15 protein-coding genes are annotated in these 17,566 nt (G+C 73.3%); 2 read left to right on the forward strand and 13 right to left on the reverse strand.

Features of this window, described 5'->3' with window-relative positions; translation table 11 throughout:
- Positions 1-28: 28 nt before the first annotated feature.
- Genes IE331_RS13875 through IE331_RS13895 form a run of 5 tightly spaced genes read right to left on the reverse strand, consistent with a single transcriptional unit; the run spans position 29 to position 2,673 of the window.
- The gene (locus IE331_RS13875; protein WP_192144065.1) at positions 29-430 is read right to left on the reverse strand and encodes a VOC family protein; all 402 of its coding nucleotides are present in this window, start codon (positions 428-430) and stop codon (positions 29-31) included.
- A gap of 49 nt (positions 431-479) precedes the next feature.
- Positions 480-1,070: a class I SAM-dependent methyltransferase gene (locus tag IE331_RS13880; protein WP_192144066.1), complete on the reverse strand. Its 591-nt coding sequence runs from the start codon at positions 1,068-1,070 to the stop codon at positions 480-482.
- A 20-nt stretch (positions 1,071-1,090) separates the two neighbouring features.
- A complete protein-coding gene (locus tag IE331_RS13885) occupies positions 1,091-1,678 on the reverse strand; it encodes a hypothetical protein (protein WP_192144067.1) in 588 nt (195 codons plus the stop codon).
- A gap of 46 nt (positions 1,679-1,724) precedes the next feature.
- Positions 1,725-2,234, reverse strand: a complete 510-nt coding sequence (locus tag IE331_RS13890) for a GNAT family N-acetyltransferase (protein WP_225580158.1) — start codon at positions 2,232-2,234, stop codon at positions 1,725-1,727.
- On the reverse strand, positions 2,227-2,673 hold the full coding sequence (locus IE331_RS13895; protein WP_192144068.1) for a zinc ribbon domain-containing protein: 447 nt from the start codon (positions 2,671-2,673) through the stop codon (positions 2,227-2,229). The genes IE331_RS13890 and IE331_RS13895 overlap by 8 nt, the downstream gene beginning before the upstream one ends.
- A gap of 100 nt (positions 2,674-2,773) precedes the next feature.
- Between IE331_RS13895 and serC the strand changes: the two genes are divergently transcribed.
- Positions 2,774-3,907, forward strand: coding sequence for a phosphoserine transaminase (serC, locus tag IE331_RS13900; protein WP_192144069.1), 1,134 nt, complete (start codon positions 2,774-2,776; stop codon positions 3,905-3,907).
- Positions 3,908-3,920: 13 nt separating this feature from the next.
- Here serC and IE331_RS13905 read toward each other — a convergent pair whose 3' ends face one another.
- From IE331_RS13905 to IE331_RS13930, 6 genes are all read right to left on the reverse strand, one after another.
- Positions 3,921-4,436, reverse strand: coding sequence for a macro domain-containing protein (locus tag IE331_RS13905; RefSeq protein WP_192144070.1), 516 nt, complete (start codon positions 4,434-4,436; stop codon positions 3,921-3,923).
- Between the two features lie 93 nt (positions 4,437-4,529).
- A complete protein-coding gene (locus IE331_RS13910) occupies positions 4,530-5,513 on the reverse strand; it encodes a hypothetical protein (RefSeq protein WP_192144071.1) in 984 nt (327 codons plus the stop codon).
- A complete protein-coding gene (locus tag IE331_RS13915; protein ID WP_192144072.1) occupies positions 5,506-6,741 on the reverse strand; it encodes a class I SAM-dependent methyltransferase in 1,236 nt (411 codons plus the stop codon). The genes IE331_RS13910 and IE331_RS13915 overlap by 8 nt, the downstream gene beginning before the upstream one ends.
- 82 nt (positions 6,742-6,823) lie before the next feature.
- Positions 6,824-9,613, reverse strand: a complete 2,790-nt coding sequence (locus tag IE331_RS13920; RefSeq protein ID WP_201931804.1) for an FAD-binding and (Fe-S)-binding domain-containing protein — start codon at positions 9,611-9,613, stop codon at positions 6,824-6,826.
- The gene (locus tag IE331_RS13925; RefSeq protein ID WP_192144074.1) at positions 9,610-10,887 is read right to left on the reverse strand and encodes a hydroxyacid-oxoacid transhydrogenase; all 1,278 of its coding nucleotides are present in this window, start codon (positions 10,885-10,887) and stop codon (positions 9,610-9,612) included. Before IE331_RS13925 ends, IE331_RS13920 begins: the two co-directional genes overlap by 4 nt.
- A gap of 20 nt (positions 10,888-10,907) precedes the next feature.
- Complete coding sequence (locus IE331_RS13930; protein WP_192144075.1) at positions 10,908-11,780, reverse strand: NUDIX domain-containing protein; 873 nt, start codon at positions 11,778-11,780, stop codon at positions 10,908-10,910.
- Positions 11,781-11,831: 51 nt separating this feature from the next.
- On the opposite strand from IE331_RS13930, the gene IE331_RS13935 reads away from it, so the two are divergent.
- On the forward strand, positions 11,832-12,833 hold the full coding sequence (locus IE331_RS13935) for an acyltransferase family protein (RefSeq protein WP_192144076.1): 1,002 nt from the start codon (positions 11,832-11,834) through the stop codon (positions 12,831-12,833).
- Here IE331_RS13935 and IE331_RS13940 read toward each other — a convergent pair.
- Together IE331_RS13940 and IE331_RS13945 are read right to left on the reverse strand one after the other, a co-directional pair.
- Entirely contained in the window at positions 12,796-13,638 is an 843-nt protein-coding gene (locus tag IE331_RS13940; RefSeq protein WP_192144077.1) for a lysophospholipid acyltransferase family protein, read from the reverse strand. The genes IE331_RS13935 and IE331_RS13940 overlap by 38 nt on opposite strands.
- A gap of 14 nt (positions 13,639-13,652) precedes the next feature.
- Positions 13,653-17,477 (reverse strand): DNA-directed RNA polymerase subunit beta', encoded by a 3,825-nt coding sequence (locus IE331_RS13945; protein ID WP_192144078.1) that lies wholly within the window; start codon positions 17,475-17,477, stop codon positions 13,653-13,655.
- Between the last annotated feature and the right edge of the window lie 89 nt (positions 17,478-17,566).

Raw genomic sequence — 17,566 nt, forward strand, 5'->3', positions numbered from 1 at the left:
GGAGGCCGAAGGCAGACCCGGGCCGCCCTCACCACATCGTCGTGGTGTCGTCGGCCGCGAGCGCCGGCGGGTCGTAGGTCGGCTGGAAGAGCATGAGGCTGCCCGCACCGGGCACCACCAGTCGCACTGTGGACCCCCACGGCTGCTCGTCGACGTCGCCGTCGAAGGTGGCGCCGCGCCCCGACAGCTCGGCCATCGTGGCGGCAAGGTCGTCGCACATCAACGAGACGTCGAACCGCTGGTCGGTGCCGCCGGCCCGACCCTCGTGCTCCCAGGAGGAGGGGTGCACGCCGAGCTCGCTGGGCCCGGAGCGGAAGATCAGCCACCCGCCGCCGGTGTCGACCCCGGGCAGCCCGACCACGTCCCGCAGGAACGCCCGGGCGGCGTCCGGGTCCTCGGCGTAGAGCAGCAGGTGCGCAGCGGTGATCATCCTCCGACCCTAGACCTCGCGGCCGGCCCGGTCGACGGTCCGAGCGGCCTCAGGCGCGACCGACGACGAGGTAGCGCTCGTCGTCGATCGGGCGGCCCCAGTACACCGGATCCGGCAGCGGCCGGACCTCCGCGGTGCCGCCGGCCAGCTCCACCAGCCGCCGGCACTCCCCGGGCCCGATGCCGGCGCCGGTGCCCCACCGGCCCTCGACCAGCACGAGCCGACCGCCGGGTGCGAGCAGGTCGAACCACCCGCGCAGCGCCGCCACCGGATCCGGAAGCGCCCACAGGACGTGCCGGCACAGCACCGCGTCGTACGCCGCGGGCTCGAGGCCGGGCGCGGCGGCGTCCGCCACGGTGAGGTCGACGTCGAGGCCGGCGTCCTGCGCCTTGCGGCGGGCCCGCTCGACCATGGCCGGGGCGAAGTCGACGCCGTGCACCCGGTGCCCCTCCTCGGCCAGCAGCACCGTGAGCGTCCCGGTGCCGCAGCCGAGGTCGGCGATCCTGGCCGGGGCCGCCGGCAGCGCGGCCCGCAGGAGCGAGCGCCACGCCTCCCGGGTCGCGGGATCGGTGAGCCCATGGTCGGGCTCGTCGTCGAACGTCGACGCCTCGGCGTCCCAGTCGGCGGGATGGTGGCTCATGCGCCCACGGTAGGCGGCGGTCAGTCGCCGCTCCGGGCGAGGTACCAGCTGGTCTTCCCCCGGCCGCCCTTGCGACTCAGGGAGATGTGCATGTGGTCGCGGTGCCGCAGCGACTTCGAGCAGGTCCGCTTCCGGCGGCAGCTGGAGCTGAGGTAGTCGTCCTTCTCGAACTCCCGGTACGAGCGGTACATGTGGTCGTTCCAGATGATGTACATGATCCCCATCCGGCGGGCCTTGGCGTGCGGCTCCCCGGCGCCGTTGGTGCGGAAGAGCAGGTTCAGGAGCTTCTTCGCCTTCTCCCGCTGCCGCGGCTTGGTGGCGTCCAGGACCCAGTCGAAGGCGCGCCCCTCCTTGTGCTCGGAGACCCCGCCGGAGCTGCAGACGCGCGAGATCGGGCCACGGGCGCCGCCGCGCTTGTTGACCAGCCAGCGGGCCAGCATCTTGGTGCCGGGCTTGGCCTTGGGCCGGCAGTTCTCCTGCGGGTCGTACGACGCGTACCCCTCGATCGGCACCGCCTGGGCGGGGGCGACGGTGGTCACGAGCAGGGCGCAGAGGAGCGCGACCAGCAGGGCGGTCGCGCGCGGGATCAGTGGAAGTCGTCCGAGCATCCGTCGAGGGTAGGCGTCCGTCCCGCCCCCTGTCCCGGGAACGGGTCTAGTCCACCCGATCGACGAGGCGCACCGCGAGGCAGCGGGAGAGCTCGGAGTCCCGGTAGTGGCCGAAGCCGGGGATCGGCCGGTAGCCCGACGAGGCGTACAGCGCCAGGGCCTCCGGCTGCCGCGCCCCGGTCTCCAGGACCATCACCTCGGCGCCGTGGGATCGGGCCACCGCTTCGAGGTGGGCCAGCATGCGGCGGGCCAGACCGGCGCCCCGCGCCGACGGGACGACGTACATCCGCTTGATCTCGGCGGTGGCCCGGCTCCCCCAGACCTCGAGGTCCGCGCGGAACCGGAGCCCGCCGGTCGCGACCGGCGCGCTGCCGCGGTAGCCCACGAAGAAGGCGCCGGCCGGCGGCTCGAACATGGCCGGGTCGACCGGGGTGTCGTCGCGGCCGCCGTAGCGCGCGACGTACTCCTGCTGGACCTCCTCGACGAGTCGCCGCGCGTCCGGGTGCCCGAGCCCGCGGCGTACGACGTGCAGCGCGGCGCCGGTCGGGTCAGGCAAGGCCCTGGCCGCACCCGTCGCAGAAGCGGGCGTCGGTGTCGTTCCGGGTGCCGCAACCGCGGCAGTAGGGGCCGTCGGCGGGCTCGGCCCGGCCGAGGTTGCCCAGCCCCTGCCCGCGGGTGAGGTACTCCATCGAGTCGCGTGCCACGGGCATGGTCTCCCCGGCCGCGAAGCGGCTGGCCGCGCCGAGGAACCCCGCCTGCAGGCAGGCCGCCCCCGCCACGAAGAACGGCAGGGCGAGGAAGAACATCCAGAACTTCGTGGGCTCGGCGGACATGGCCTCGTCCGAGAACGGGTCGGCGAAGCCGCTGTCGAAGGTGAAGAAGTCGAGCAGCGCGATCGTGGTCAGGGCCAGGGCGATCGTCATGGCGACCACGCCCACGACCCGCAGGACGAGGCGCTTGCTGCGCTGGTCGGCGTACCCGGGATTCGCCACCATGGCTCGGACTCCGTTCGTGCGGACTGTTGTCGGGTGACACAATAGGTCTCCGCTGACAGCGCCGTCAGGGAACGCGCCCGCCCCCTCGAGAAGGTTGCCCATGACCGACGCCGCGCCCGCCCCGATCACGATCCCGGCGGACCTCCTGCCCGCCGACGGCCGGTTCGGCGCCGGCCCGTCCAAGATCCAGACCGGGCACCTCGACGCGCTCGCCGCGACCGGCTCGTCGCTGCTCGGCACCTCGCACCGGCAGGCCCCGGTCCGCGACACGGTGGGGCGGGTCCGCGAGGGGCTGGCCGAGCTGTTCTCGCTCCCGGAGGGGCACGAGATCGTGCTCGGCAACGGCGGCGCCACCGCGTTCTGGGACGTCGCGACCTACGGGCTGGTCCGGGTGCGCAGCCAGCACCTGTCCTTCGGGGAGTTCTCCGCGAAGTTCGCGCAGGCCGCGGCCGCCGCTCCGTGGCTGGAGGAGCCGTCGGTGATCGCCAGCGACCCCGGCTCGCGGCCGGACCCGGTCGCCGAGGACGGCGTGGACACCTACGCCTGGGCGCACAACGAGACCTCGACCGCGGTGATGGCACCGGTGCGCCGCCCGTCCGGGATCGACGACGACGCGCTGGTGCTGGTCGACGCCACCTCCGGCGCCGGCGGGCTGCCGGTCGACCTCGCCGAGGTCGACGCCTACTACTTCGCGCCCCAGAAGTGCTTCGCCTCGGACGGCGGGCTGTGGCTGGCGGCGATGTCGCCGCGGGCGCTCGCCAGGGTGGACGAGATCGCCGCCTCGGGGCGGCACGTTCCGGCGTTCTTCGACCTGCCGACCGCGATCGACAACTCCCGCAAGAACCAGACCTACAACACCCCGTCGGTCGCCACGCTGTTCCTCATGGCCGAGCAGCTGGACTGGATGAACGCCCACGGCCGGCTGGCCGGGATGGTGGAGCGGACCACCGCGTCCTCGGAGGTGCTGTACGGCTGGGCGGAGCGGACGCCCTTCACCGCGCCGTACGTCGTGGAGCCGGGGCACCGGTCGCTGGTCATCGGCACCATCGACTTCGACGACGCGGTCGACGCCTCCGTCGTGGCGAAGGTGCTCCGCGCGAACGGCATCGTCGACACCGAGCCGTACCGCAAGCTGGGCCGCAACCAGCTGCGGATCGCGATGTACCCCGCGATCGACCCCGCCGACGTCGAGGCCCTCACCGCCTGCATCGACCACGTGGTCGAGCGGCTCTGAGCCGGGGCCCGGGTCAGGACCCGGGCCGACCGGACAGGGCTGCGCCGATCTCGGCGTGCGCAGCGGCGTCGAAGGCGACCAGCCGGGCCTCGACCACCGACGTGGGGGTCGAGCCCAGCGCCTCGAGCGCGGCGGCGATCGCGTCCGCGCGCGGCCAGCCGTAAACGCCGGCGCTGACCAGCGGGAAGGCCACGGTGCCCGCACCCAGCTCGTCGGCGACCGCGAGCGCACCGGAGTAGCAGGAGAGCAGCAGCGACCGGTCGGTCTCACCGGCCCGGTGGTTCGGGCCGACGACGTGGATGACCCACCGGGCCGGCATCAGCCCCGCGGTGGTCCAGCCGGCGGCCCCGGTGGCGAGGCCGTGGGGGAACCGGCGGACGCAGTCGGCCAGCACCTCGGGGCCGCCGGCGGCGTGGATCGCGCCGTCGACGCCGCCCCCGCCGCGCATCCCCCGGTTCGCCGCGTTCACCACCGCATCGACCCGCTGCTCTGTGATGTCCCCCTGCACGACCGTGATCCGGATCCCCATCCCCCCATCCTCCCCGATAGTCCACGAAGTTCGAGTCGCGGATCTGGCCCCAGGACGACTCGAACTTCGTGGACTATCCAGAAGGCGCGGGGGTCAGCGGGGGCGGAGGGAGAGGATCAGGAGGAGAAAGGCGACGACGAAGACCAGGCCACCGGCGGCCCACTGCCAGGGGTCGCGCTGGAAGTCCGAGGCGGAGGTCGGGGGCACCGGCGGGCCGGGCTCGGGCTCCGGGGAGGCGGTCGGCGGCGTCGGCGGTGCCGCCGCGGCCGCCATCGCCTCGCGTACGTCGTCGGGCAGGGCGAGCCGCAGGATCGGCGACCGGGCGCCCTCGGAGGAGAGGTAGAGCCGCTCGTCCGCTCCCACGGCGAGCCCCTCCCCCTGCTCCTGGTCGGGCAGCCGGAAGTCGCCGACCGACTCCAGCTCCGGGAAGGTCAGCACGAACGCCTGGCTGTAGTTGCGCAGCACCAGGTGCTCCCCGTCGGGCAGGAAGGCGCCGTCGGTGACCAGCCCCGGCGCCGGGCCGAGCAGGTCCATCCGGTTCGTGCCCTCCGGCCGCAGGTCGCTGGGGGCGGCGTAGACGCTGCCCCCGACCACCCCCTTGGTGACCACGTACAGCCGACCCGTGACCGGATGCCGCAGCAGGGCCTCGGCGTCGGCCGCCCGCCCGCCCGGATAGGTGAGCGTGAACGCGTCGTCCGGGGCGCTGGAGGAACCGGTGCCGTAGGGCACCCGGGTGACCGTCACCGCGTCCCGGGCCCGGCGGTTGTCGCCGATGTCGGCGACCCACACCCGGTCCGGGCCGGCCGGCGCCAGCGCCTCGTTGTCGACCGACTCCCCCGGCCAGGTCGTGGTGCCGACGGTCTCGCCGGTCCCCAGGTCGACGGTGAAGATCCGGGAGCCGTCGCCGGAGTCGTTCACGGTCACCGCCAGGTCGCCGTCGACGACCAGGCCGCTGGACTCCAGGATCTCGGGGTCCGCGAGCCGCACGACCAGCTCGGGCTCCTCGGCGGTCGGTGTCGCCGCCGCGCCCAGCGCGAAGGTCAGGCCCACCGCTCCGAGCGCGAGCAGCTCACGCATCGGCCCGTCCCGAGGGGTCGGCGAGCAGCTCCCCCAGCCGGGGCCGGACCTGCCAGGCGGCGACCAGGTCGTCGTACTCCGAGGCCACCGAGCCGCCGGTCACCCGGCGACCGGTCCGGACCGCCCGCAGCAGCGTGTTGCGCGGCGTGTGCGCGCTCTCGACGAACTCGACCACGTCGACCCGGTACCCCTCCCGCCGCAGCAGCGCCGCGCGCAGGGCGTCGGTGAGGGTGTCGGCGAAGCGCTCCCGCAGGATGCCGTGCCGGGTCAGCAGCGAGTACGGCGCCGGGGTGGGGCTGCGCCGCAGCTGGGCGGCGATGTCGTGGTGGCAGCAGGGGGCGGCCAGGACCACCGGCGCCTCCCAGCGCAGGGCGCGGGCGAGGGCGTCGTCCGTGGCGGTGTCGCAGGCGTGCAGCGCCAGCACCACCTCGGGCGCCGGGTCGAGCTCGGCGGTGCCGATGGAGCCGACCGCGAACCGGGTGCTCCGCTCCACCCCGAGCCCCGCGGCCACCTCCTCGTTGTGCCGGCGCGACTGCTCCTTGACGTCGACGCCGGTCAGCTCGACAGGCAGGCCGCGCACGGTGCCCAGGAAGCGGTGCGCGGCGAAGGTCAGGTAGGCGTTGCCGCACCCGAGGTCGACGATCCTCAGCGGGTCCTCCGCCGTGGGGCGGCGCAGGTGTCCCTTGTCGATCGCGTCGGTGACCGAGGCGTCGAGGAGCCGAAGGAACTCCTCGACCTGGCGGTACTTCGCCTGCCGGCTGGGCAGGATCCGGCCCTCGTCCGAGGCGATGCCGAGCGCCCGCAGCACCGGGTCGTCCTCGGGCAGCAGCCGGTCCTTGGCCTGGTCGTGGCCGCGCTGCGCGGCGACCGCCTCGGGCCGCCGGGTGGTGTGCACCAGCGCCTCGAGCCTCTTGGTCACCCGCAGCTGGTGCTGCTCGGTGCTGGTCTCGACGTGCCAGTTGCCGAACGGCTCCTCGAGCAGGTCGTCGACGGCGTCCCGGGCGGCCGCGCCCAGCGCGTGGTTCGCGGTGTGCGCCTGGGTGGCGTCGTAGGACGTGACCTGGAGGTGCCGGCCCGCCTTCAGGTCGACGTAGCGCAGCTCGACCCGCTTCCACCGCGGCTGCTCGCCCCGCCGGCGGCCGGAGGCCACCGCCCGCACCAGCACCTGGTCGTCGAGGACCAGGCCACGCAGTCGGTTCAGTGCCCGGAGGAGAGGCTCGGCAGCCACTACTTGACCAGGGCGGCGACGACGACGAGGACCAGCAGCCCGCCCAGCGCCACGGGGATCACGAGTCGGCGGTAGCGCGGGTTCATGCCTGAAGTCTAGAGGCGAGCAGTTGCGCGAGGTGGATGGCGGGGACGCCCTCGAGGTCCTCCAGCTGGGTGCGGCAGGACAGCCCGTCCGCGAGCACCACGGCGTCGGTCCCGGCGGCGCGGACCGCGGGGAGCAGGTCGTGCTCGGCCACCGCGACCGAGACCTCGTAGTGCCCCTTCTCCACCCCGAAGTTGCCGGCCAGCCCACAGCAGCCGCCGACCCGGGTCACCTGCGCACCGGCCCGTCGCAGCAGCGCCGCGTCGGCCTCCCAGCCGAGCACGGAGGCGTGGTGGCAGTGCGGCTGGGCCACCACCTCGACCCCGCTGAGGTCCGGCGGCGTCCACCCGTCCAGCCCGGTCAGCACCTCGGCCAGCGTGCGCAGCCCCGCCGCCACCTCGGCGGCGCGCGGGTCGTCGACGAGCTCGACGGCGTCGCTGCGCATGGTCGCCAGGCACGAGGGCTCCAGCCCGATGACCGGGGTGCCGTCGACGACGTACGGGTGCAGGGTGGCCACGGTGCGGGCCACGATCCGTCGGGCCTGGGTGAGCTGGCCGGTGGTGATCCAGGTGAGGCCGCAGCAGGCGGTCTCGGGGATCACGCCGACCCGCAGCCCGGCGGCCTCCAGCAGCCGGATCGCGGCCTGCCCCGACTCGACGGCGAAGTGGTCGGTGAAGGTGTCGGCCCACAGCCACACGTCCGGCCGGTCGAGGTCCCGGACCGGAGCCGAGGGGGCCCGGACGGTCCGGCGCAGGGTGCGCGAGGAGAAGCGGGGCACCCCTCGGCGCTGGTCGATGCCGGCGCCGGCCCGGGCCAGCCGCAGCACCGGGCCGAGCCGAAGGGCGGCGTTCAGGGCCGGAGCCACCGGCGCGGACAGCCGGGCCCACAGCGGCAGCCTCCCCAGGGCCAGGTGCGACCGAGGTCGTTTGAGGGCGCCCCACCGGCCGCCGTAGGTCTGGTGCAGCACCTCGGACTTGTACGTCGCCATGTCCACGCCCGTGGGGCAGTCCCGGGCGCAGCCCTTGCAGGACAGGCACAGGTCCAGCGCCTCGTGCACCGCCGGGTCCCGGAGCCCGTCGACGAGGTCCCCGTCGAGGGCCTCCTGCAGCACCCGGGCCCGACCCCGGGTGGAGTCCTTCTCGTCCCGGGTCGCGGTGTAGGAGGGGCACATGACCCCACCCGGCCCGGTGTTGTCGGCCAAGCACTTGCCGACCCCCGTGCAGCGGTGCGCGGCGCGGCCGAGCGAGCCGCCGTCGTGGGTGAGCCTCAGCAGCGGCCGCACGCCCGCGACCGGCCGGGCCGGGCGCAGCGCTCCGTCGAGCGGGTCGGGGTCGACCAGCACGCCGGGGTTGAGCAGGCCGTCGGGGTCGCAGATCGCCTTGGCCGCGGCGAAGAGCCGCAGCGAGTCCGCGTCGTACATCCGCGGCAGCAGCTCGGAGCGGGCCCGACCGTCGCCGTGCTCGCCGGACAGCGAGCCGCCGTACGCCGCGACCCGGTCGGCCGCCTCGGTGAGGAAGGTGCGGAACCGCTGTCCGCCGTCGTCGAACTCGAAGTCGATCCGCACGTGCACGCAGCCGTCGCCGAAGTGGCCGTAGGGCACCCCGTCGAGGCGGTGCTCGCGGAGCAGTGCGTCGAAGTCGCGCAGCCACTCGCCCAGGTGTTCCGGCGGGACGGCCGCGTCCTCCCAGCCCGAGTACGCCGGCCGGCCCAGGCTGCGTGCGGCCAGTCCGGCGCCGTCCTCGCGGATCCGCCAGAGCGCGGCCTGCTCGGCGGCGCCGGTGACGACCCGGGCCTCCGTCGCCCCCGCCAGCGCGACCACCCGGCCGGCCCGGGCCTCGGCCTCCGCGGCGGTGTCGGCGCTGACCTCGACGAACAGCCAGCCGGCGCCGCGCGGCAGGTCAGGCACGCTCTTCCCTGCCGCCCGCACGACGTCGACGATCCGGGCGTCCAGACCCTCGCACGCCACCAGCGGGTCGCCCGCGAGCAGCCCGGGCACGTCGTCGGCCGCGTCGGCCATCGAGGGGTAGCCGAGCACCGCGAGCGCCGTCGCGCCGGGCTCGGGCACCAGCTCGACGGTCGCCTCGAGCACTACCGCCAGCGTCCCCTCGGAGCCCACCAGGAACCGGTCCAGGCGCCGGCCGTTCTCGGGGAGGAGGTGCTCCAGCGAGTAGCCGCTGACCTGCCGGCCGAAGCGGCCGAAGCTGGTGCGCACGTGCTCGAGGTGGTCGTCGACGAGCCGGGTCAGCGGCCCCTCCCCCGACCCGGCGTCCAGGACCGTGCCGTCGCCGAGCACGACCCGCAGCCCGGCCACGTTGTCGGCGGTGCGCCCGTAGCCGAGGGCTCGGGAGCCGCACGCGTTGTTGCCGATCATCCCGCCGATCGTGCAGCGGGTGTGGGTCGAGGGGTCGGGGCCGAAGCGCAGCCCGTGCGGCGCGACCCGGCGCTGCAGGCCGGCGTGCACGATGCCCGGCTGCACGGTCGCGGTGCGGGCCTCGGGGTCGACCGCGAGCACCCGGTTGAGGTGCCGGCTGGTGTCGAGCACCAGCCCGGGGCCGACCGCGTTGCCGGCGATCGAGGTCCCGGCCCCGCGCATCGTGACCGGCACGCCGGCCTCCCGGGCCACCTGCACGGCCGCCAGCAGCTCGTCGGTGCTGCGCGGTCGGGCCACCGCCTGCGGCACGATCCGGTAGAGCGAGGAGTCGGAGGAGTAGAGCGCCCGGTCGAGGGTGGCGGCGGAGGCGTCGCCCACACCGGCCCGGGCGAGGTCCCGGAGCAGCTGGTCGGTCACCACAGCTGCAGGGACTCCCCGAACACGCCGGCGAGGTCCTCGGCGGTGACCTCGCGCGGCGCGGTCGCCAGCAGCCGCTGCTGCTGCAGCGAGCCGGCCACGAGGTCGTCCACGTCGTCCTCCCCGTAGCCGACCTCGCCCAGCCCGTTCGGCAGGCCGATGTCGCGCATCAGCGCACCCAGCACCGTCGGGAGCAGGTCGGGGCCATCGGTCTCCGAGGTGTCCGGGGCCAGGAGTCGCGCCGCCCGCAGGTGTCGGTCGGGGCCGGCCTCGAAGGTGAACCGGAACGCCGCGGGGGCCGTCAGCGAGACGGCCATCCCGTGCGGCACGATCGGCTCGTCCTGCGGGTAGCCGGCCGGCCGGTAGTCCCGGACCCGGCCCGCCACCGGGTAGGCGTTGGCGTGCGGGATGTGCACGCCGGCGTTGCCGAAGCCCATCCCGGCGAAGGTCGCGGCCAGGGCCATCTGCTCGCGGGCCGCCCGGTCCCCGCCGTCGGCGACCGCGGCCCGGAACGCCCCGGCGAGCAGCGACAGCGCCTTCTCCGACCACATGTCGGCGATCGGGTTCGCCCCGCAGTACGGCACCCGCTGCTCGGCGCTCTTCGCGGGGAACCCGGCGAACCAGCGGGCGGTGTAGGACTCGAGGGCGTGGCAGAGGATGTCCATCCCCGAGGCCGCGGTGACCATGGTCGGCTGGCTCATGGTCAGGTCCGGGTCGACCACGGCCAGCGTGGGCCGCAGCCGCGGGTGGCTGATCCCGGTCTTCACGTGCTGGTCGAGCACGTCGAGGACGCAGATCGTGGTGCTCTCGCTGCCGGTGCCGGTGGTGGTCGGGACCGCCACCAGGGGCTTCAGCGGTCGGGTCGGCGCCCGGCCCTTCCCGACCGGGGCGTTGACGTAGTCCAGCAGCTCCCCGTCGTTGCTGCCGAGCAGGTTGACCGCCTTCGCGGTGTCGATCGCCGACCCGCCGCCCACGGCCACGTAGGCGTCGAAGGGGCCCTCGCCGCGGCCGAACTCGACGGCCTCGACCAGCGAGGCGTCGGTCGGCTCCACCCGGGCCCGGTCGAACACCACGACCTCGATCCCGGCGGCCCGGACCTGCTCGGCGATCCGCTCGGGGTGCCCCGTGCCGGCCACGCCGGGGTCGGTCACCAGCAGCACCCGGCGGGCGTCGTACTGCTGGAGGTCGAAGCCGATCTCCGCCGAGGCGCCGGCGCCGAACTTCAGCGCAGGCGCGCCGTAGGTGAACACCGTCTCCGTGGTGGGGGCAGTCATGGCCACAACCTATCCGGCGCTCACAGTCCCAGCGCGTGCCTGACCACGTCGAGGACCGCGACCCGGCCCTCCACCACGTCGTCGACCGGCACCCAGGCCGCGGCGTCCGTGGTGCCGCCGACCTCGTCCACCCGGGGTACGGCGTCGGGGGGCGCGGTGCCGGCGAAGATCAGGTGCACGCCGTGGTAGTCCTGCGTCTGTCCGGACGGGGCGGTGCCGACCAGGTGCACGTCGTGCACGTCGAGCAGGTCGCCGACCTCCACGTCGAGACCGCACTCCTCCCGGACCTCCCGGGCGAGGGCCGCGGCCGGGGTCTCCCCGTGGTCGACACCACCACCGGGCAGCGTCCAGGCGCCGGGCTGGTGACCACGCGCCGAGACCCGGGTGAGCAGCAGGTCCGTGCCGCGCCGGACCACGGCGTAGGCCGCGACCCGCTGCAGCCGCGCGTGCCGGTGCTCGGCCAGCGCCTCGGCGACCAGCGCGGTGACCGGCACCGTGCCGTCGAGCACGTCGGCCAGCGGCAGCCAGGCGGCCTCGGCCGTCGACCCGTCCACCTCCACGACGTGCGGGTCCGGGGAGTCGGCCGGGACCCAGCCCTCGTAGACGATCTGGAGCGCGTGGTAGTCCGCCGGCCGCTGGCCCTGGGTGGCCCGCGGGTTGTGCCGGGAGTAGACCCGCGCCTGCGCCGCCACCGTGGCCCGCAGCCCGGTCTCCTCGTGCACCTCGCGCACCACCGCGACCGCCGGGTTCTCGCCGTGGTCGAGACCGCCGCCGGGCAGGGTCCACAGCGGCGTGCTGGAGATCCGTGGGGCCAGCCGCGAGAGCAGGATCGCGTCGTCCCGGATGATGACGGCGTACGCCGCCACCCGCTGACGTCTCGGCAGTCGACCCATGCCACCGGAGTCTAGGAGGACCCCGCGAACCGGCTGCGCTACCGTGTCGCGGTGCCTCGCGACCCCTGGCTGGACAACGTCAAGATGGCCCTGGTGACGTTCGTCGTCGTCGGCCACATGTGGGGGCAGCTGGCGCTGGGCGGCGCGAGCGACCACGCCTACGACTTCCTCTACGTCTGGCACATCCCGGCGTTCGTGCTGGTCACCGGGCACCTCTCCCGGAGCTTCGAGTGGACCCGCCGGCACCTGACCGCGCTGGTGACCACGCTGCTGGTGCCGTACCTGATCTTCGAGCCGGCGCTCTACTACTTCCGGGTGGCGTTCGGCCAGCGCGAGGACGGCCCGCTGCTCCTGCAGCCGCACTGGACGATGTGGTACCTCCTCACGGTCGCCGTCTGGCGCCTGGCGACCCCGGTCCTGAAGCGGCACTGGGTGTTCGTCCCGCTGTCGGTGCCGATCAGCCTGCTCGCCGGCAGCCTCGAGTTCGACCTGCTCGCCGTGCCCCGGATCCTCGGGCTGCTGCCGTTCTTCGTGATCGGGCTGCACCTCGAGCGCCGGCACCTGGCCGCGCTCACGACCTGGTGGGCCCGCGCCGTCGGCGTCGCCGGGCTGGCCTGGCTGTGGGTGCTGGCCGGCCACACCGACGACCTGGCCCGCTCGGCCTTCCTCTACTACGACCGGCCCTACTCCGAGCTCGGCTTCTCCGACGAGGCCGGCCTGGCGGTCCGGCTGGCGGTGCTCGGCGCCGGCGTCATCGGGACCGTGGGGGCGCTGTCGCTGATCCCGACGGCGGCGTCGTGGTTCACCCGGCTCGGCTCGGCGTCGATCGTGGTCTACCTGTTCCACGGCTTCGTGGTCCGCGGCCTGGAGTTCGCCGGCTGGGTCGGCTTCTCCGAGAGGTATCCGAACCTCTCGTTCGCGGTGCTGAGCGTCCTGGGTGTCGCGGTGGCGCTGGTGCTGGCCTGGCCACCGGTCTCGGACCGGCTCCGGAACGTCGTCGACCCGGTCGGCTGGCTCAGGCGTCGGCGGGAAGCGGCCCCCACGTCGGCGTGACCGCGCTGCGCGGCACGCTGTCGAGCTCACGCGCCGCCAGCCGCGTGGGGGCGTCGCCGCCGAGGTGGGCGGGGTACCACGGCGCGTGCTCACCCGGCCGGGGCCGGTGCCGCGGCCGGGTCTGGAGGTCCTCCAGCATCCCGGTCAGGACGGCACCGAGGTGTCGGGTGGTGGCGGTCAGGTCGTCGGTCGCGGCGACCGGGATCGGCTCGCCGAAGGCCAGGTCGACCGGCCGGCCGCGGGTCCAGTCGGGGCCGGGCGGTCGACCGTCGACCTCGGCGCCGACGGTGTAGATCCGCTGGGACCCCCACACGGCGGCCGGCACGATCGGGACGCCGGTCTCCCGGGCCAGGGCCGCGACGCCGGGCATCAGTGAGCGCACCGTCCAGGACCACGAGATCCCGGCCTCGGGGAAGACGCACACCGCGTCCCCGGACCGCAGCCGGCTCCGGGCGGTGAGGTAGGCGCCGGCCGGAGCCGCACGGTCCACCGGGACGTGGCCCATCCGGTCCATGGCCCAGCCGACCGGTCCGGGGGCGTCCCAGACGTCGTGGCGGCACAGGAAGCGCACGAAGCGCCCGCGCTCGACGGCCGCCCGCTCCAGCAGGACGAAGTCGAGGTAGCCGACGTGGTTGGACGCCAGCAGGACCGGCCCGGTGCGGGGGATGTTGCCGATGCCGGCACCGTGCAGGTCCACGTCGAGGGCGGCGAGCAGGCCGCGACCGAGGCCGTTGACGGCCCGGTAGACGCCCTCTGAGGGGTGAGTCGAGTGCTCAGGCGGCCGCCTGGGCGACCGCCTGAGCACTCGATCGTGGTGGATCAGTTCTGGTACGACCCGAAGTCGAAGTCGTCCAGGGCCACGGCCTGACCACCGGCGCTGCCGAAGTCGTAGTCGTAGGAGTCGTAGCCGGTGACGGAGTACGCCGCCGCGCGGGCCTCCTCGGTGGGCTCCACCCGGATGTTGCGGTACCGCTCGAGGCCGGTGCCCGCCGGGATCAGCTTGCCGATGATCACGTTCTCCTTCAGGCCCCGCAGCGAGTCGCTGCGGCCGTGGATCGCCGCGTCGGTGAGCACCCGGGTGGTCTCCTGGAACGAGGCGGCGGAGAGCCACGACTCGGTCGCCAGGGAGGCCTTGGTGATGCCCATCAGCTCGGGACGACCCGAGGCCGGCTTGCCGCCCTCGGAGAGCACCCGGCGGTTCTCCTCCTCGAAGCGCACCCGGTCGACCAGGTCGGAGGGGAGCAGGTTGGTCTCGCCCGACTCGATGACCGTCACCCGGCGCAGCATCTGCCGGACGATGATCTCGATGTGCTTGTCGTGGATCGACACGCCCTGGCTGCGGTACACGTTCTGTACCTCGTCCACCAGGTGCTGCTGCGCCTTGCGGACACCCAGGATGCGCAGGACCTCCTTGGGGTCCGGCGTGCCCTGCGTGAACTGCTCGCCGACCTCGACGTGGTCGCCGTCGGCGACCTGGAGGCGGGAGCGCCGCGAGACCGGGTACTCCATGACCTCGGAGCCGTCGTCGGGGGTGACCAGGATCTTGCGGGCCTTGTCACCCTCCTCGATCTCCACCCGACCGGCGACCTCCGAGATCGGCGCCAGACCCTTGGGCTGACGCGCCTCGAAGAGCTCCACCACGCGGGGCAGACCCTGGGTGATGTCGTCCGCGGAGGCCACACCACCGGTGTGGAAGGTCCGCATCGTCAGCTGCGTGCCGGGCTCACCGATGGACTGGGCGGCGATGATGCCGACCGCCTCACCGATGTCGACCAGCAGGCCGGTGGCCAGCGAGCGGCCGTAGCACTTGGCGCAGGTGCCGGTGCGGGCGTCACAGGTCAGGACCGAGCGGACCTTGACCTCGGTGATCCCGGCGGCGACGAGCTCGGCGATCTTGACGTCGCCCAGGTCCTCGCCGGCGGCCGCGAGCACCTCACCCGTCTCCGGGTGGGTGACCTCGGTGGCCGCGGTCCGGGCGTACGCCGCGGTCTCGGCGTTGTCGTCCTTGGTGACCAGACCGCTCTCGCTGCGCACGCCGATGGTCTTCGGCATGCCCCGCTCGGTGCCGCAGTCGTCCTCTCGGATGATGACGTCCTGCGAGACGTCCACCAGGCGCCGGGTGAGGTACCCGGAGTCGGCGGTCCGCAGCGCGGTGTCGGCCAGACCCTTGCGGGCACCGTGGGTGGAGATGAAGTACTCCAGCACGGAGAGACCCTCGCGGAAGTTCGCCTTGATCGGCCGCGGGATGATCTCGCCCTTGGGGTTGGCCACCAGGCCACGCATGGCGCCGACCTGACGGATCTGGTTCATGTTTCCGGAGGCGCCGGAGACGACCATCATGTAGATCGGGTTCGTCCGGTCGAAGGTCTCCTCCATGGCGTCGCCGACCTTCTTGGAGGCCTCGGTCCAGATCTCGATGAGCTCCTGGCGACGCTCGTCGTCGGTGACCAGGCCGCGCTCGAACTGCTTCTGGATCTTGGCGGCCTTCTCCTCGTACTCGGCGAGCAGGCCGACCTTGTTGGCCGGCGTGGTCACGTCGTCGATCGAGACCGTGACCCCGGACCGGGTGGCCCAGTGGAAGCCGGTGTCCTTCAGGGCGTCCAGCGAGGCGGCCACCTCGACCTTGGTGTAGCGCTCGGCCAGGTCGTTGACGATCGTGCCGAGCTGCTTCTTGCCCACCTCGAAGTTGACGTAGGGGTAGTTCGCCGGCAGGGCATCGTTGAACAGCGAGCGGCCCAGCGTGGTCTCGAGGGTCTCCCCGTCGACGCGCAGCGAGATCTTCGACTGCAGGGTGATCTCGCGGTGGTCGAAGGCCATGATCGCCTCGGCCTGCGACCCGAACCCGCGGCCCTCGCCGGGCTCGCCGTCGCGGTCGGTGGTGAGGAAGAACAGGCCGATGATCATGTCCTGGGTGGGCATGGTCACGGGACGGCCGTCCGACGGCTTCAGGATGTTGTTCGTCGACAGCATCAGGATCCGGGCCTCGGCCTGCGCCTCCGCGGAGAGCGGCAGGTGGACGGCCATCTGGTCGCCGTCGAAGTCGGCGTTGAACGCCGAGCAGACGAGCGGGTGGATCTGGATGGCCTTGCCCTCGATCAGCTGGGGCTCGAACGCCTGGATGCCGAGCCGGTGCAGCGTGGGTGCCCGGTTCAGCAGCACCGGGTGCTCGGTGATGACCTCCTCGAGGACGTCCCACACGACCGGGCGCGCGCGCTCGACCATCCGCTTGGCGGACTTGATGTTCTGCGCGTGCGAGAGGTCGACCAGGCGCTTCATCACGAACGGCTTGAAGAGCTCCAGCGCCATCTGCTTGGGCAGGCCGCACTGGTGCAGCTTCAGCTGCGGACCCGAGACGATCACCGAGCGGCCCGAGTAGTCGACGCGCTTGCCGAGCAGGTTCTGACGGAACCGGCCCTGCTTGCCCTTCAGCATGTCCGAGAGCGACTTCAGCGGCCGGTTGCCCGGTCCGGTGACCGGACGGCCGCGACGGCCGTTGTCGAACAGCGAGTCGACGGCCTCCTGGAGCATCCGCTTCTCGTTGTTGACGATGATCTCGGGCGCGCCGAGGTCGAGCAGCCGCTTGAGCCGGTTGTTCCGGTTGATCACGCGCCGGTACAGGTCGTTGAGGTCGGAGGTCGCGAACCGGCCACCGTCGAGCTGCACCATCGGGCGCAGGTCCGGCGGGATGACCGGGACCGCGTCCAGGACCATGCCCTGGGGCTGGTTGCCCGTCTTGCGGAACGCGTCGACGACCTTGAGCCGCTTGAGGGCACGGACCTTGCGCTGGCCCTTGCCGGTCGCGATCGTCTCGCGGAGCGACTCGACCTCGGCCTCGACGTCGAAGCCCTGGAGGCGCTTCTGGATCGCCGCGGCGCCCATGTGGCCCTCGAAGTACTTGCCGAACCACATCTTCATCTCGCGGTAGAGCATCTCGTCGCCGAGGAGGTCCTGGATCTTGAGCGACTTGAAGGTGCTCCAGACCTCGTCGAGCCGGTCGATCTCGCGCTGCGCGCGGTCGCGCAGCTGCTTCATCTCCCGCTCGGCGCCGTCCTTGACCTTGCGGCGCTGGTCGGCCTTGGCGCCCTCGGCCTCGAGCGTGGCGAGGTCCTCCTCGAGCTTCTTGGCGCGGTCCTCGATGGAGGTGTCGCGACGGCCCTCGAGGCGCTTGCGCTCCAGGTCGACCTTGCCCTCGAGCGAGGACAGGTCCCGGTGCCGGGCGTCCTCGTCGACGGCGGTGATCATGTAGGCGGCGAAGTAGATGACCTTCTCGAGGTCCTTCGGCGCCAGGTCCAGCAGATAGCCGAGCCGGCTCGGCACACCCTTGAAGTACCAGATGTGGGTCACCGGCGCGGCCAGCTCGATGTGGCCCATGCGCTCACGGCGCACCTTGGACCGGGTCACCTCGACGCCGCAGCGCTCGCAGATGATGCCCTTGAAGCGGACCCGCTTGTACTTCCCGCAGTAGCACTCCCAGTCCCGGGTGGGACCGAAGATCTTCTCGCAGAAGAGGCCGTCACGCTCCGGCTTGAGCGTGCGGTAGTTGATGGTCTCCGGCTTCTTGACCTCGCCGTGGCTCCACCCGCGGATGTCCTCCGCGGTGGCCAGGCCGATCTGAAGCTGGTCGAAGAAGTTCACGTCAAGCACGTTGGCTTCAATTCCTTCGGTTCGTTTGCTGCTAGAGGCGGGGGACCGGGGCGGCCCGGTGGTCGAGGAGGTCGCACTGCGACCGGCTC

Origin of the sequence: Nocardioides donggukensis (assembly GCF_014842875.1) — a bacterium.
Lineage (GTDB): Bacteria > Actinomycetota > Actinomycetes > Propionibacteriales > Nocardioidaceae > Nocardioides > Nocardioides donggukensis.